Source organism: Phytohabitans sp. LZ39, assembly GCF_059359075.1.
In genome coordinates this window covers 134,536-148,883 of the sequence record NZ_JCADBM010000006.1, presented here as the reverse complement: position 1 = coordinate 148,883, position 14,348 = coordinate 134,536, and the positions used below count along the sequence as shown (strand labels likewise).

General features: G+C 70.3%; 11 protein-coding genes. 2 read left to right on the top strand and 9 right to left on the bottom strand.

The features are described 5' to 3' along the window. Positions 1–3 precede the first annotated feature (3 nt). The 5 genes from AC5L36_RS14365 to AC5L36_RS14345 all read right to left on the bottom strand — a co-directional run bounded on the left by AC5L36_RS14365 (position 4) and on the right by AC5L36_RS14345 (position 5,223). On the bottom strand, positions 4–840 hold the full coding sequence (locus AC5L36_RS14365) for a carbohydrate ABC transporter permease (protein ID WP_441218874.1): 837 nt from the start codon (positions 838–840) through the stop codon (positions 4–6). Between the two features lie 8 nt (positions 841–848). Then, on the bottom strand, positions 849–1,799 hold the full coding sequence (locus tag AC5L36_RS14360) for a carbohydrate ABC transporter permease (protein WP_441218872.1): 951 nt from the start codon (positions 1,797–1,799) through the stop codon (positions 849–851). 22 nt (positions 1,800–1,821) lie between these two features. Further along, entirely contained in the window at positions 1,822–3,060 is a 1,239-nt protein-coding gene (locus AC5L36_RS14355; RefSeq protein ID WP_441218870.1) for a sugar ABC transporter substrate-binding protein, read from the bottom strand. 137 nt (positions 3,061–3,197) lie between these two features. Continuing rightward, the gene (locus AC5L36_RS14350) at positions 3,198–4,229 is read right to left on the bottom strand and encodes a LacI family DNA-binding transcriptional regulator (RefSeq protein ID WP_441218868.1); all 1,032 of its coding nucleotides are present in this window, start codon (positions 4,227–4,229) and stop codon (positions 3,198–3,200) included. Positions 4,230–4,335: 106 nt separating this feature from the next. Further along, positions 4,336–5,223, bottom strand: a complete 888-nt coding sequence (locus tag AC5L36_RS14345; protein ID WP_441218866.1) for a LysR substrate-binding domain-containing protein — start codon at positions 5,221–5,223, stop codon at positions 4,336–4,338. 71 nt (positions 5,224–5,294) lie between these two features. Here AC5L36_RS14345 and AC5L36_RS14340 point away from each other — a divergent pair, with 71 nt between their 5' ends. After that, on the top strand, positions 5,295–6,215 hold the full coding sequence (locus AC5L36_RS14340; RefSeq protein ID WP_441218864.1) for a dihydrodipicolinate synthase family protein: 921 nt from the start codon (positions 5,295–5,297) through the stop codon (positions 6,213–6,215). A gap of 634 nt (positions 6,216–6,849) precedes the next feature. Then, complete coding sequence (locus AC5L36_RS14335) at positions 6,850–10,266, top strand: discoidin domain-containing protein (RefSeq protein WP_441218863.1); 3,417 nt, start codon at positions 6,850–6,852, stop codon at positions 10,264–10,266. Between the two features lie 48 nt (positions 10,267–10,314). On the opposite strand, the gene AC5L36_RS14330 is transcribed toward AC5L36_RS14335, so the two are convergent. The 4 genes from AC5L36_RS14330 to AC5L36_RS14315 form a co-directional block, all read right to left on the bottom strand. Continuing rightward, entirely contained in the window at positions 10,315–11,397 is a 1,083-nt protein-coding gene (locus AC5L36_RS14330) for an ABC transporter permease (protein WP_441218861.1), read from the bottom strand. Then, positions 11,394–12,287 (bottom strand): ABC transporter ATP-binding protein, encoded by an 894-nt coding sequence (locus AC5L36_RS14325; protein ID WP_441218859.1) that lies wholly within the window; start codon positions 12,285–12,287, stop codon positions 11,394–11,396. The genes AC5L36_RS14330 and AC5L36_RS14325 overlap by 4 nt, the downstream gene beginning before the upstream one ends. A gap of 81 nt (positions 12,288–12,368) precedes the next feature. After that, the gene (locus tag AC5L36_RS14320) at positions 12,369–13,025 is read right to left on the bottom strand and encodes a response regulator (protein ID WP_441218857.1); all 657 of its coding nucleotides are present in this window, start codon (positions 13,023–13,025) and stop codon (positions 12,369–12,371) included. Next, the gene (locus tag AC5L36_RS14315) at positions 13,022–14,299 is read right to left on the bottom strand and encodes a sensor histidine kinase (RefSeq protein WP_441218855.1); all 1,278 of its coding nucleotides are present in this window, start codon (positions 14,297–14,299) and stop codon (positions 13,022–13,024) included. The genes AC5L36_RS14320 and AC5L36_RS14315 overlap by 4 nt, the downstream gene beginning before the upstream one ends. Positions 14,300–14,348: the final 49 nt, after the last annotated feature.

Genomic DNA, 14,348 nt, shown 5'->3' with positions numbered 1-14,348 from the left:
GAATCATTTACCGGCGCCGGCCGTCGTGCCCGCGGTGACGTATCGCTGGGCGACGACGAGCAGCACGATGGCCGGGATGGAGGAGAGCACGGCGGTGGCCATCACCGAGCTCCAGTCGTTGACGTAGGTCCCGATGTACGTGTAGAGCCCGAGTGTCACCGGGCGTACCTCCTCGGTGGTGGTGAGGGTGATGGCGAACAGGAAGTCCGCCCAGGAGAAGAGGAAGGTGAACAGGCCCGCGGTGATGATCGCGTTGCGGCTCATCGGCAGTGCGACGGAGACGAACGTGCGGACGTGGCCGGCTCCGTCGACCCGGCCGGCCTCCAGGACCTCCCGCGGGATGCTGGTCATGAAGGCGCGGACGATCAGGATGGCGAACGGGATGCCCGCGGTCGAGTCGGCGAGGATCAGGCCGGGGATCGAGTTGAGCATTCCCAGGTCGGTGTAGGCAGTGTAGAGCGCGTTCGCGATGACGATCCCCGGGATCATCTGTGAGATCAGGATTCCGAAGAGGAGCGCGCCCGCGAAGCGGACCTTGAACTGCGCCAGCGCGTACGCCGCCGGCATCGCGATCAGCAGGCTGAACACGACCGAGCCGAGCGCGACGGCCAGGCTCGTGACAAGGTTGCGGCCCTGCTGGCTGAGCGCGGTGGAGTAGCCGTCGAGGCTGAAGTCGAGCGGCAGCCACGGGGTGCCGACCGCCGAGCCGCTCGGCTGGAGCGAGACGTTGAGCATCCAGTAGATCGGAAACAGCAGGACGGCGAGGATGACGATTCCGGCGACCGTGCTGCCCCAGCCGGTCCGGGTCCGCCGGGCCGCGGGAGTTTTCGCTGTGGTCATGGCGGGGCTCATTCGTCCACGGCGCGCCGGTTGGCGCGCAGGTAAAGGATGGCGAACACCAGGGAGATCGCGATCAGGATGTTGCTGAGCGCGGCACCCTGGCCGAAGTCGAACTCCGTGAAGGACAGCCGGTACGACTGCGTGGCGATGGTCTGGCTGGCGTTGGCCGGGCCGCCGCCGGTCAGACCCAGGATCAGGTCGAGCACCTTGATGGTGTAGACCACCCCGAGCACCAGCACGACGCTCACCACCGGGCGCAGCAGCGGCCAGGTCAGGTAGCGGAACCGCTGCCATCCGCTCGCCCCGTCCAGCGCGGCCGCCTCGTACAGGTCCCGCGGGATGTCCTGGAGCCCGCCGTAGAGGATGGTCAGGTTGAACGGGACGCCGATCCAGATGTTCACGAGGATCACCGCCACGAGCGCCAGTGAGGTGCTGGTCAGCCAGCCGGGGTGGTCGGTCACGCCGATCGCGGCGAGAAACCGGTTGAGCGCGCCGTTGTCCTTGTCGAGGATCCACCGCCAGACCGCGCTGGAGACGATCAGCGGGATCAGCCACGGCACGAGCATCAGCGAGCGGAGCACGCCGTTGAGCGGGAAGTGGCGCCGGAAGAACACCGCCAGGGCGAGCCCGATGGCGAACTGTCCGGCGATCGAGCCGACCGTGAACAGGACGGTGTTCAGCATGGCCTTGCTGAACACCGGTGACGACACCACCTCGGAGTAGTTGGCGAACCCCACCCACGGCGCCTCGCCGGTGTAGAAGGTGCGTGTCGTGTACTCCTGGAACGCCATCAGGAAGTTCTTGACGATCGGGTAGCCGAAGAACGCCACCATGTAGATCACGGCCGGGGCCAGAAACAGCACCTGGACGGCGCGGTGCTGAAACCGGTATGCCTGCCAGAAACGTGGTGGTGCGGCAGCCTCGACGATCGACGGCGGCGGTGGATCTGCCTGACGCACCACAGTGGACCCTGGTCGACGCTCAACCATTCTGGGCCTGTTCGAGGGCCTTGGCCGGGGCGGCCTGTCCGGTCAGTGCGGCCTGCATCGCCGTGTAGATCTTCGTGGCCGCCTTCGGCCAGTCCGCGCCGAGCTCACCGGTGCGGGCCCGCGCGGTCGGGATCTGGTCGACGAAGCCGGCCATGTTCGGGTTGCTGGAGCTGAAGTTGGTCAGCAGCGCGGTCTTGGTGGGGATGGTCTGTGTGCCCGCGGCGATGCTGAGCTGGTTGGCGTCCGCGTTGAGGCAGCCGACGACCTTCGCGGCCTTGGCCTGCTTGTCCTTGTTACCGGTCTGCGGCACGGTCCACGTCTCACCGCCGAGCGGGGCGACGATCGGCTTTCCCGCGGCCGGTGCCGGAATCTTGACGACCTCGTACTTCAGGCTCTTGTCCTCGTCCAGGGTGGGAAACTGCCACGGCCCGTTGACCATCATCGCGGCCTTGCCCGCCCGGAACTGGTCGTTGACATCCGCCTGGGTCCAGTTGAGCGCGGACTTCGACACCGAGCCGTCGTTCATCAGGTCGACCCACAGCTGGAGGGCCTGCGCGGCCTCGGGCGTCGCGATGTTCTTCTCGTCGCCACCGTTGGACCACATGAACGGCAGGAACTGCCAGGTGCCCTCGTAGTTCGCCGGAGCCGAGAAGGCCAGCCCGTACGTGCCGCCGGCGGTCAGCTTCTTCGCCGCGGTACGCAGCTCCTCCCAGGTGGTCGGCGGGGTGACGCCCGCCTTGGCGAGCAGGTCCTTGTTGTAGAACAGCGCGATGGTGTTGGTGATCGGCTGTAGGCCGTAGAGCTTGCCCTCGTACGTCGACGCGCTGACCACGCCTTCGGCGTATCCGTCGGCCTTGAGCCCGAGGTCGTTCAACGGCACGAGGGCGCCGGTCTGGGCGATCTGCTGAAGGTCGGGGTTGTCCAGCATGAGAACGTCCGGAAGGGTCTTGGACGAAGCCTGCTGGAGCACCTTCTGGATCAGGGACGCGCCGGGCACCGCCTCGCGCTCGATGGTGACACCGGCCTCCTGCCCGCAGGCCTCGATGGCCTTCTGCCAGACCGTCCTCGCGGGTTCGTTGTTGTAGTAGTCGAGCACCCGCAGCGTCACGGAGCCGCCGCCACCGTCCGAGCCGCCGCCGGACCCTCCGCCGCAGGCACCGAGTGCGAGGGGCAGAGTGAGAATCGAGGCGAGGGCGGCCTGGGCTCGGCGGGATCGAGCAAAGCGGATCATTTGTCGAATCCTTTCCGGGATATGGGGTTCGCAGATCGAGGGAGGCTTGTCGATACGCATCGATTACGCGCCGCGCGAATCGGTCGATGCGCATCGACGGAGGGTGGTCGAGGGCCGGTGGCCGGGGCCGCCGGTGATCAGTTGGAGGGGGGTGGCAGCACGGTCGTACGACGGGTGAGTCGTGGCGCGACCAGGTCGATCGCGGGACGTTCCACCCCGGAACTCGGGTCGAGCAACCAGAAAAGCGTCTCCATCGCGCGCCGCGAGACGTCGCGTGGTTCCTCGGAGACATTCGTGTAGGGCGGATCGGACTCCTCGGCCTCACGGTCGGGGCTGATGCCGATCAGGGAGATGTCACGGCCGGGCACGACGTCCCGCTTACGCAGGGCGTGCATTATCGGCGCGATCGAATCGTTGTGCGGCACCAGCACGCCGAGACGTCCGCCGCTCCGCCGGGCGAGAAGCTGGTCGACCGCCTTCGCGGCGGCCTCCCGTCCACGCTCGACCGGTTCGATCACCGTCAGCGGAAGGCCGCGCTCGCGCGCCCACCGCCGCGCCGACCGCAGGACGCGGACGGCGAAGTTGAGGCCACGCTCCATCGCCGAGGCCGTGTAACCCACCACGACGATCTCGTCGTGCCCGGTGTCGGCCAGCTCCTCGACGGCGATCCGCGCCGCCGCCTCGAAGTCGAGGTCGACGCAGTGCAGCCCGGCCGGGTCGGCCGGGACACCGATGAGCACCACCGGAACCGACAGCGCCGCGGCCACCGGCACCCGGTCGTCCTGCTCCTCGATGTCCATCATGATGATCGCGTCGCACAGGGCGCGTCCGGCGAGGCGCCGCAAGCCCGCGGAGCCCTCGTCCGCGGTCACGAGCAGCACCTCGTGGTCGTGGGCGCGGGCCGAGCTGGCGATGGTCTCGATGAACGGCATCAACCCGAAAGTCTGGCCGCCGGCCCCGAAGGGCACGACCAGACCGACGACCTGGGTGCGCCGTCCCGCGAGAGCCCGGGCACCGGAGTGCGGCTCGTAGGTGAGCTGCTCCATCGCGTCCAGGACCCGCCGCCGGGTCCGCTCGGAGATGGGTCGCTTGCCGGTCATCACGTAGGACACGGTGCTCTGCGAGACACCGGCGATGCGCGCGACGTCCTTGCTGGTGAACGCCGCCATGACACCTCCCGGAGGAATTGTCGATGCGCATCGAGTCGTCGGTGCCCGTCAGGCTACGACGGCGGTCGTCCCAGCCACAAGACATCTCCCGGCAACATTCCTGCAATCAGCCGCGGAGGAACTCGAGGGTGGCGGCGTGCAGCGCGGCGACCACGGCCGCCACCGCCGGGTAGGCGGCCGCACCGCGGCGGTAGCCGATCCGGGTGCGCCGCCGGGTCGGCGCGGCGATCAGCCGTACGCCGGGATCTGGTGTGACCGCCGCGAGCTGGGGCACCAGCGCGACCCCCTGGCCGGCCGCGACAAGGGCGAGCACCGCACCGAAGTCGTCGACGTGGTGGCGGACCCGCGGCGTGAAGCCGGCGCCCCGGCAGACCCGGGACGCGACCTCGTGGCACAGCGTGCCGGGGCTGGCCAGGATCCAGGCGACGTCGCGGGCGTCGGCGAGCGTGGTGATCGGCGCGTCCGGCGCGACGGCCAGGTACACCGTCTCGTCCAGCAACGCCACCGACTCCAGCGCCGGGTCGGCGGCGGCCGGCACCACGTCGTAGTCGTGCAGCAGACCCACGTCGAGCCGGCGGTCGCGCAGCGCGCCGGGCACCGCGACCGGGTCGAGTTCGCTGACCGACAGTTCCAGCGCGGGATGGTCGCGGCCGAGCGCGACCAGCGCCGCGGGCAGCACCGTGCGTGCCGCGGTGGGATGGGCGCCGATGCGGATCAGCCCGGCGGGCCCGGACCGCACGGCGGCGAGCGCGGCGCTCGTCTCCTCCAGCGCGGTCAGCACCGTCGCGGCGTGGCGGACAAGCACCTGCCCGGCCGCCGTGAGCGCGACCCGGCGGCCGCTGCGCTGGAGCAGCGCGACGCCGGCCTCGCGTTCCAACGCCGCCAACTGCTGGGAGACCGCCGAAGGCGTATACGCGTGGACGGCCGCGACGGCGGCGATCGTGCCGAGCCGGTCCAGGTCGCTGAGCAGCCGCAGCCGTCGCGCGTCGAGCATTAGCTCAGGTTACGGATCTGTACAGAAATCGGAACTGGATCTTATGTGTGGCGGGCTCCAGGGTGGGACCCATGACGTTGACCGGTGTGTACGTCCCGCTGATCACTCCCTTCGACGAGGACGGGACGGTGGCCTTCGGGGCGCTGGAGACCCTCGCCCACGACGCGCTGGCGGCCGGCGCCGCCGGGCTGGTGGCCCTCGGCACCACCGCCGAGCCGAGCGCGCTGAGCACCGCCGAGCGCGCCGGGGTGCTGGACGTGCTGAACGCGATCTGCCAGCGACGCGGCGTACCGCTTTTGGCCGGGGCCAACACCGCCGAGGAGCTACGCACACTGCAAGGGCACCCGGCGGTGACCGCCTCGCTGTGCCTGGTGCCGCCCTTCGTACGTCCCGGCGAGGACGGCGTGGTGGCGCATTTCGCCGCGCTGGCGGTGGCGAGCCACGTGCCTATGGTGGTGTACCACGTGCCACACCGCACCGGGCAGGAGCTGTCCGCCGACGCGGTGCGCCGGCTGGCCGCCATCGACGCGGTGATCGGCGTCAAGTACGCGCCCACCGCCCTCGACGCCGACGCGGTCGATCTGATCACCGACCCGCCGGCCGGGTTCGCCGTACTGGCCGCCACCGACGTGCTGCTGTCGCCGATGCTCGCACTCGGCGCGCACGGCGCCATCGCGGCCTCCGCCCACCTGGCCACGGCGGACTTCGTCGCGCTGGACGAGGCCTGGCACGCCGGACGGACGACGCGGGGACGGACGCTGGGCCGCCATCTCGCGCGACTGTCCGCCGCCCTTTTCGCCGAGCCCAACCCCGCGGTGATCAAGGGCGTGCTGCACGCGCGGGGCCGCATCCCCAGCCCGCACGTCCGGCTCCCGTTGCTGCCGGCCGCCAAAGCGAGCGTCGATGCCGCGGCGCGCAGCCTGCTGAGCACCGCGTCGGCGGGCGTGCCACAGGCTGGCCAGCTTCCGCAGTCGGGGCGGCTTGGCCTCTGATCCCGATATAAACCAGAGGATTCGAGCTACCGCGATGTCCGCCGTGGTCCAGACCGTCGCTCCCGCGGCCTCACTCTTCGCGGTTGGTCGCGGTCACCCGCGAAGACCGCTCGGGGCTTGTCCCGCGGACCCGGCAGCGGACGGCCGGAGGTTTCGGCTCGCCCGCGAGCCGCCGGCCGGGAGCGGTGCCCGCGGGAGCATACGGTCCGCCGCTGACGCGGACGCGGGCAAATCCGCCTCGAAGGAACCTCACGACGGACGGCGACCCTGCCCCCGAAAGCTCTTCCGAAGGGGGCGCCCCGGCCAGTGTGGACAAAGGACCGGATGCACCATCGAGCGGGAACGATCCGCTAGCTTTTCAAGATTCCAATCAAAGTTGCAGATGTATCGACGTAAACATCTGGACACATCGACGAAAGTCACCTAGCGTGTCGCTCACGACAGTTGGCCATTCGGCGATGCCACGTCGGTCGCAAGGAGATCCGCGTTTCCCTCCGATGGGTGACGCCGGCATCGCCCTGACAACGTTGTCCCGCGTCGGGCCCTCGCCGCCGTTGCCCGTACCCCCGTTCAAGGAGAAACGATGGGCAGTTGGCAGCGATGGCGGCGTGGCCGCCACCCGAGAACATCCGTCATGTTGGCGCTGGCCACGGCGATGGCGGTCACCGCCGTGCCGTCCGGGGCGCAGGCGGCTCCACCACCGCAGGAGCCGGGCGTGACCTTGCGGGTCTACGACGTGCAGACACCGCTCAGCCAGCTCTGCGTCCTCAAGTCCGGGCAGACGCCCAATGTGGACAAGCTGATGCCCACGATCAACTGGTCGGCCGTCAGCGACTTCGGCTTCGACAACTTCTTCGTCGCGCACGTCCTCGGCAACATCAACATCAGTCAGGCCGGCAGCTACACGTTCCGGCTGACCAGCGATGACGGATCCCGGCTGTTCATCGACGACACCCTCGTCGTCAACCACGACGGCCTGCACGGCGCCACCCCGATGGAAGGCACCATCGATCTGTCGACCGGGTACCACTCGCTCCGGATCGAGCACTTCGAGCGCGAGGTCGATCAGCAGCTCACCCTGGACTGGCGGCCGCCGGGCGCGTCCGCGTTCACGCTCGTGCCCAACTCGGTACTCAGCACCGACGCCGGTGTCGTGCGGGTGACCGCGCCCGGCCGCAAGGAGTGCGAAGCCACCGGCGACTCCCCCGGCGACGGCCTCCAGCTCACCGGCGTGCATCCCGGCTACACCCTGACCAACCTGCGCCCGGCCAGCTTCCAGCCGAAGGTGACCGGCATGGACTGGCTGCCCGACGGCCGCCTCGTCGTCAGCACCTGGGGTGGCAGCGACGACTCCGGCACGTCCCAGGCGGGCGAGGTGTTCATCCTCGGCAACACCTCCGGGCCGGGCACCGTCACGGTCAAGAAGATCGGCGGCAACCTCAAGGAGCCGATGGGACTCAAGATCGTCGACGGCATCGTGTACGTCACCGAGAAACAGCGGCTGACCGCATTGGTCGACACCAACGGCGACGAGGTGGCCGACCAGTACAACACGATCGCCACGTGGCCGTACGGCGGGACGTTCCACGAGTTCGCGTTCGGCCTGCTCTACCGGGACGGGTTCTTCTACGTCAACCTCTCCGTGGGCATCGACTACGGCGGCGCGACGACCAACCCGCAACCCGCGGCCAACCGTGGCACGACCATCAGGATCAACCGGTCGACCGGTGCGGTGTCCTATGTGGCCGGTGGCCTGCGCACCCCGCACGGCATCGGCTGGGGTCCGGAAGACAGCGTCTTCGTCACCGACAACCAGGGCGGCTGGCTGCCGTCGTCGAAGCTGCTGCACGTCAAGCAGGACCGGTTCTTCAACCACTACATGAACCCGTCCGGCCCGTTCGACGGCAACCCGCCCACCGCGCCGGTGCTGTGGATGCCGCAAAACGAGATCGCCAACTCGCCCAGCACGCCGGTGCTGCTGCCGAACGGCATCTTCGCCGGGCAGATGGTCATCGGTGACGTCACCTACGGCGGCCTCCAGCGGGCGTTCCTGGAGAAGGTCAACGGGGAGTACCAGGGCGCCCTGTTCCGGATGACCCAGGGCCTGGAGGCCGGCGTCTCGGAGGTCAACGTCGGCCCCGACGGTGCCATCTACGTCGGCGGGCTCGGCGCCGGCGGCAACTGGGGCCAGACCGGCAAGCTCACCTACGGCCTGCAAAAGCTGACCCCGAACGGCGCCAACCCCTTCGACATGCTGGCGATGCGGGCGTTGCCCAACGGGTTCGAGATCGAGTACACCCAACCGCTGTCGGCCGCGACGGCCACCGCCCTGGCCACCAAGTACCGGGTCAAGCAGTGGCGCTACGTGCCGACCGCGGCGTACGGCGGACCGAAGGTCGACGAGGAGACCCTGGCGGTCAGCTCGGCCACCCTGTCGGCGGACGGCAAGAAGGTCACCCTGGCGATCAGCGGTCTCAAGGCCGGCCGGGTGGTGCACATCCGGTCGCCCAAGCCGTTCAGCGCCGCCAACGGGCAGTCGCTGTGGAGCACCGAGGTCTGGTACACCCTCAACGCCATCCCGGGCCAGCAGGCCGCCACCAACCTGGCGCTGGGCAGGCCGGCCACCGCGGACAGCTCGTGCGCGACCACCGAGGGCCCGGCGAAGGCGGTCAATGGCACCGTCACCGGCGGCAACCTCGACAAGTGGTGCTCGCAGGGCGCCAGCAAGTGGCTCCAGGTGGATCTCGGCTTCACCCAGACGGTCAGCCAGTTCGTGGTCAGGCACGCCGGCGCCGGCGGTGAGAACACCGCGTGGAACACCCGCGACTTCACCATCCAGGTCAGCACCAACGGCACCGCCTGGACGACCGTCGCGACCGTCACCGGCAACACGGCCAACGTCACCACCCACAACATCACCGCCACCCAGGCCAGGTACCTCCGCCTGAACGTCACGGCGCCGAGCAGCGACGGAAACACCGCGGCCCGGATCTACGAGTTCGAGGCGTACGGCTCGGCGGCGCCACCGCCGACGAACCTCGCGCTGGGCCGGCCGGCCACCGCGGACAGCTCCTGCAACGCGAACGAGGGCCCGGCTCAGGCGGTCAACGGCAGCACCACCGGCGGCAACACCGACAAGTGGTGCTCGTCGGGCGCGACCAAGTGGCTCCAGGTCGACCTGGGCGCCACCCAGACGGTCAGCCAGTTCGTGGTCAAGCACGCCGGCGCCGGCGGCGAGAACACCGCCTGGAACACCCGCGACTTCACCATCCAGGTCAGCACCAACGGCACCGCCTGGACAACCGTCGCGACCGTCACCGGCAACACGGCCAACACCACCACCCACAACATCACCGCCACCCAAGCCAGGTACGTACGGCTGAACATCACCGCACCGACCAACAACACCGACACCGCGGCCCGCATCTACGAGTTCGAGGCGTACGGCACCGGCTCGAACCCCGGACGCGTGGTGCTGTTCGACGGCTCCAATATGGACAACTTCGTCAGCGGCAACGGTGGCGCGGTGACCTGGCCGCTGGGCAACGGCGGGGTCGAGGTGCTCGGCGGCGACATCCGCAGCCGGCAGAGCTTCGGCGACTTCCGGCTGCACATCGAGTTCTGGCTGCCCAACCTTCCGCCGGACGTCACCGGGCAGGCCCGGGCCAACAGCGGGATCTACCTACAGGACCGCTACGAGCTCCAGGTGCTGGACTCGTGGGGCGACACCACGCCGGCCAACGACGAATGCGGCTCCATCTACGGCAAGCTGGCGCCGTCCGTCAACGCGGCCACCGCGCCGCAGACCTGGCAGACCTACGACGTCACCTTCCGCGCCGCCCGCTTCAACGCCTCCGGCGTCAAGACCGAGAACGCCCGCGTCACGGTCGTGTGGAACGGCGTCACCATCCACAACAACGCCCAGATCGACGGACCCACCGGCGCCGGCGCGCCCGAGGGGCCGTCGGTAGGCCCGATCCGGCTACAGGACCACGGCGACCCGGGCCCGAACCTGTACTACCGCAACATCTGGGTGGAGCCGATGACCTGACCCCGTCGGGAGGCGGCGCGTCCCAGCGCGCCGCCTCCCCCAAGGTGGTCAGCCGGGCAGTCGGGCCGCCTCGCGGTCCCGCCAGGCGGTCGCCATCTTCGTGCGGCCGTTGGTACGCAGCAGCGAGCCCTCGTAGATCCTGGCTCCCACGAGCACCATCGCCGCCGAGGTGAGGGCCAGCAGCGCCAGTGACAGCACCGGCTCCCAGCCGGCGGCCTCCCCGTCGAACAGTCGGGCCGGCATCGCCGTCGGCGAGGACAACGGCAGGTACGACAGAAGCTTCATCACCGGCGCGTTGTCCTGTAGGACGATCACGGCGAAGAACGGCAGCATCATCGCGATCTGGACGGGCATCGACGCGCCGGCGATGTCTTCCTGGCGGTTGACCAGCGCGCCGACGGCCGCCCACAGCGCCGCCAGCATCACGAAGCCGAGAACGAAGAACGGGATGAACCACCCGATCGCCGGGCCGAGCAGCGACAGCAGGTTGTCCGGCGCGTCGCCGAACTGGACGCCGACGACGCCCACCGCGGCGATCAGCGCGATCTGCCCGAACGCGAGCACGGTGCCGCCGACGACCTTGCCGGCCAGCAGCACGCGTACCGGGATGGTCGCGACGAGGATCTCCACCACGCGGGTCTGCTTCTCCTCGGTGATGCTCTGGGCGATCTGGAGGCCGAACGTCAGCGAGGTGATGAAGAAGACGAACGCGAACGCGTACGGGACGAGGAACGCGAGCGTCTCGTTGACGGCTTCCGGGTCGAGCAGCTCGACGGGCGGTTGCGCACTGAGCGCCTCCACGACGTCGGAGGGCGCTTCTTCCATGGCCAGTACCCGCGGGCCGGCGACCACGGCCGCGTCGACGTCACCGTCGCGGACCAGCCGCTCGGCCGCGGCGTCGTCGGCGACGGTACGGACGTCAAGACCGGCGTCGGCCAACGCGGTCGCGGCCGGGCCGGGGGCGGCGGCCACCGACGACGCGTCGTCGCCGCCGTCGAGGAGTCCCGGCAGTACCGTCGCGGCGATCACGACGAGCAGGAAGATGGCCGTACTCACGAGGAACGTCTTGTCCCGCAGCTTGACCCGGATCTCCCGGGCGGCGACAAGGCGCACGGTGTCGAACGTGGTCATCGGGCGACCTCCCGGAAGATCTCGGCCAGCGACGGGGAGACGGGGCTGAACGCGCGTACCGGCCCGCGGTCGAGCGCCGCCCGCAACACGGACTGCTCCTCGACCCCGGCGTCGAGGTCGAACACCGCGCGCGGCCCGTCGAGGTCGACCATGGTCACGCCGGGCTGGTCGCGCAGCCACCCGGCGTCGCCGTCGACCCGGATCTCGTACCGGGGAAGGGCGTACGCCGCCCGGAGCTCGTCCCGGCGGCCGGCGGTGAGGACGGCGCCGTCGCCGATGATGACAAGGTCGTCGCAGAGTCGCTCGACCACGTCGAGCTGGTGGCTGGAGAACAGCACCGGTACGCCGCGAGCGGTCTGCTCGCGCAGCACGGCCACCACGGTGTCCACGGCGATCGGGTCGAGGCCGGAGAACGGCTCGTCCAGGACCAGCAGCTCCGGCCCGTGCACCAGCGCGGCCGCGATCTGGGCCCGCTGCTGGTTGCCCAGCGACAGCTTCTCCAGTTGCTCGTCGGCCCGCTCCCCGATCCCGAGCCGGTCGAGCAGGCCCGTGATGTTCCGCGCGACCGTGCCGGCGGCGAGGCCGTGCAGGCGGCCGAGGTAGGTCAGCTGTTCCCGGACGGTCATCTTGGGGTAGAGGCCGCGCTCCTCCGGCATGTAGCCGAAGCGCCGCCGGTCGGCCCGGGTGAGCGGGGCGCCGCCCCAGGTCACCGTGCCGGAGTCGGCGGCGAGTACGCCGAGGATGATCCGCATGGTGGTCGTTTTGCCGGCGCCGTTGGCGCCGACGAAGCCGGTCAGCCGTCCCGGTGCCACGTCGAACGTGACGTCCTTGAGCGCCTGCCGCTCGCCGAAGGCCCGGTTCAGCCCGTCGAGACGCAGCAACTGTGTCATGCCTCGACGCTATGGAGGCCGGACCGCCGGCGCGTCCGACGTGGGATCGATCGTCGAGGTCCCCCGCGCGACGGACCCGGGTCAGCCGCCCGGCGTAACGACCCCGTGCTCGTACGCGAACACGACGGCCTGGGTGCGGTCGCGCAGGCCCAGCTTGGCGAGCACCCGGCTGACATGGGTCTTGACGGTGGCCTCGCCGAGTACGAGCGTGTCGGCGATCTCGGCGTTGGTCGCACCGCCGGCCAGCAGCACCAGCACCTCGTGCTCGCGGGGGGTCAGCTCGGACAGCCGTGCGCCGTCGGAGCGGGTGCTCCCGCCCCGCTTGGTGAACGTCGCGATGACCCGGCGGGTGATCTCTGGCGCCAGCAGCGCGTCGCCGCGGGCGACCACGCGGATGGCGTCAACCAGGGCCTCCGGCGTTCCGTTCTTCAGCAGGAAGCCGCTAGCCCCGGCTTGCAGCGCGGCGAAGAGGTAGTCGTCGCGGTCGAACGTGGTGAGGATCAGCACGGCCGGACCGGCGTCCGCGGCCACGATGCGGCGGGTCGCCTCGAGCCCGTCGACGCCCGGCATCTCCACGTCCATCAGCACCACGTCAGGGCGGGCGGCGGCGGCGAGCTCGACGGCCTGCGCCCCGTCGGACGCCTCCCCGATCACCTCGATGTCCTCCTCGATCTCGAGGATGACCCGGAACCCCGTCCGCACGAGCTGGTGGTCGTCGACCACCAGCACCCGGATCACGCCGGCACCGCCTGGTTTTCGGCGAGCGGAAAGCGTGCGCGGACCCGGTAGCCGCCGCCGGAACGCGAGCGGGCCTCCAGCGTGCCGTCATGCGCGGCGACCCGCTCCCGCATGCCGATCAGGCCCAGCCCGACCCCGGCGGGCGCGCCGGGCGGGGCGCCGCTGCCGTCGTCGGTGACGTCGATTTCCAGCTCCGCGGCGTGGTACCGGACGCGCACGTCGATCGCGGAGGCGTTCGCGTGCTTGAGCGTGTTCGTGACCGCCTCCTGCACGATCCGGAACGCCGCCTGGGACAGTGACTCGGGAAGCGGCACCGGCTCACCGTACACACCCAGGGTCGCCGTGAGCCCGGCGTCGCGGGCGTTGGCGACCAGCTCGTCGAGACGGTCCACACCGGACACGCTGGGCCGTTCCTCCGCGCCGCCGGTCGCCCGCAGCAGGTTGAGCATGCGGCGCAGTTCGTCGACGGCGGTGCGGGCGCTCTGCTCGACGGCGGCGAGCGCGGTGCGCGCCTTGGCCGGATCCCGGTCCATCACCCGGCGCGTGGCCGAGGCCTGCACGCCCATCACCGACACGTGGTGGGCGACGACATCGTGCAACTCGCGGGCGATGCGCACCCGCTCCCCGATCACCGCCTGCTCCCCGACCTCCGCCGCCAACCGCCGCAGCTCCTGCGCCTGCACCTCCAGCTGATGCCGGCGGCGGGCCGAGGTCCACGCGGTCTCGCCGAAGACGTAGGCGAACCCGAAGAAGAGCGCGTTCAGCAGCACCCCGCTGGCGATGGCCGCGAGTAGCGGCTCCAGCGGACCGGCGGCGTCGGAGAAGGCGTCCTCCGGCAGGTCGGACGCGTCGAGGACCATCGCGACGGCCAGCCAGCCGAACATCGCGGCGATGATGGCGATCCGCACCCACCGGGCCCGCCTCCGGTCCCGGCCCCAGGCCCCGAGCGTGTAAATCGCCACATAGAGGGCGCCGTTGGACACCTGCTGCTCCGGCGAGTGGCGAATCTGCGCCACGATGAAGGCCGCCGAGATCACGATCGCCACCGCTTCCGGCCACCGCCGGCGCACCGTGAGCGGCAACGTGACCGCGAGCGGCCACAGGATCTGCTCCAGCCGGCTCGGTGGCGGGCCGATGATGAACGCGCCGGCGCTCGTCGCCAACACAAGGTTGAGCTGGGCGACCGCCGCGACCGCCAGCCCGACGAAGACGTCGTTGCGTCGCTGCTCCGCCGTCGGCCCGGGCCGACGCCACACCGCCGGTTCGATGCTCATGCCCGCGACGATGACACAGGCGCCGCGCCGGCCGCGAACCACCCAGCGA

Excerpts from the sequence above, each read along its gene's own strand:
- AC5L36_RS14350 (WP_441218868.1), bottom strand. The coding sequence starts at position 4,229 with ATGGCGGCGTTCACCAGCAAGGACGTCGCGCGCATCGCCGGTGTCTCG.
- AC5L36_RS14365 (WP_441218874.1), bottom strand. The coding sequence starts at position 840 with ATGACCACAGCGAAAACTCCCGCGGCCCGGCGGACCCGGACCGGCTGG.
- AC5L36_RS14335 (WP_441218863.1), top strand. The coding sequence starts at position 6,850 with ATGTTGGCGCTGGCCACGGCGATGGCGGTCACCGCCGTGCCGTCCGGG.
- AC5L36_RS14355 (WP_441218870.1), bottom strand. The coding sequence starts at position 3,060 with ATGATCCGCTTTGCTCGATCCCGCCGAGCCCAGGCCGCCCTCGCCTCG.
- AC5L36_RS14315 (WP_441218855.1), bottom strand. The coding sequence starts at position 14,299 with ATGAGCATCGAACCGGCGGTGTGGCGTCGGCCCGGGCCGACGGCGGAG.
- AC5L36_RS14345 (WP_441218866.1), bottom strand. The coding sequence starts at position 5,223 with ATGCTCGACGCGCGACGGCTGCGGCTGCTCAGCGACCTGGACCGGCTC.
- AC5L36_RS14340 (WP_441218864.1), top strand. The coding sequence starts at position 5,295 with ATGACGTTGACCGGTGTGTACGTCCCGCTGATCACTCCCTTCGACGAG.
- AC5L36_RS14325 (WP_441218859.1), bottom strand. The coding sequence starts at position 12,287 with ATGACACAGTTGCTGCGTCTCGACGGGCTGAACCGGGCCTTCGGCGAG.
- AC5L36_RS14330 (WP_441218861.1), bottom strand. The coding sequence starts at position 11,397 with ATGACCACGTTCGACACCGTGCGCCTTGTCGCCGCCCGGGAGATCCGG.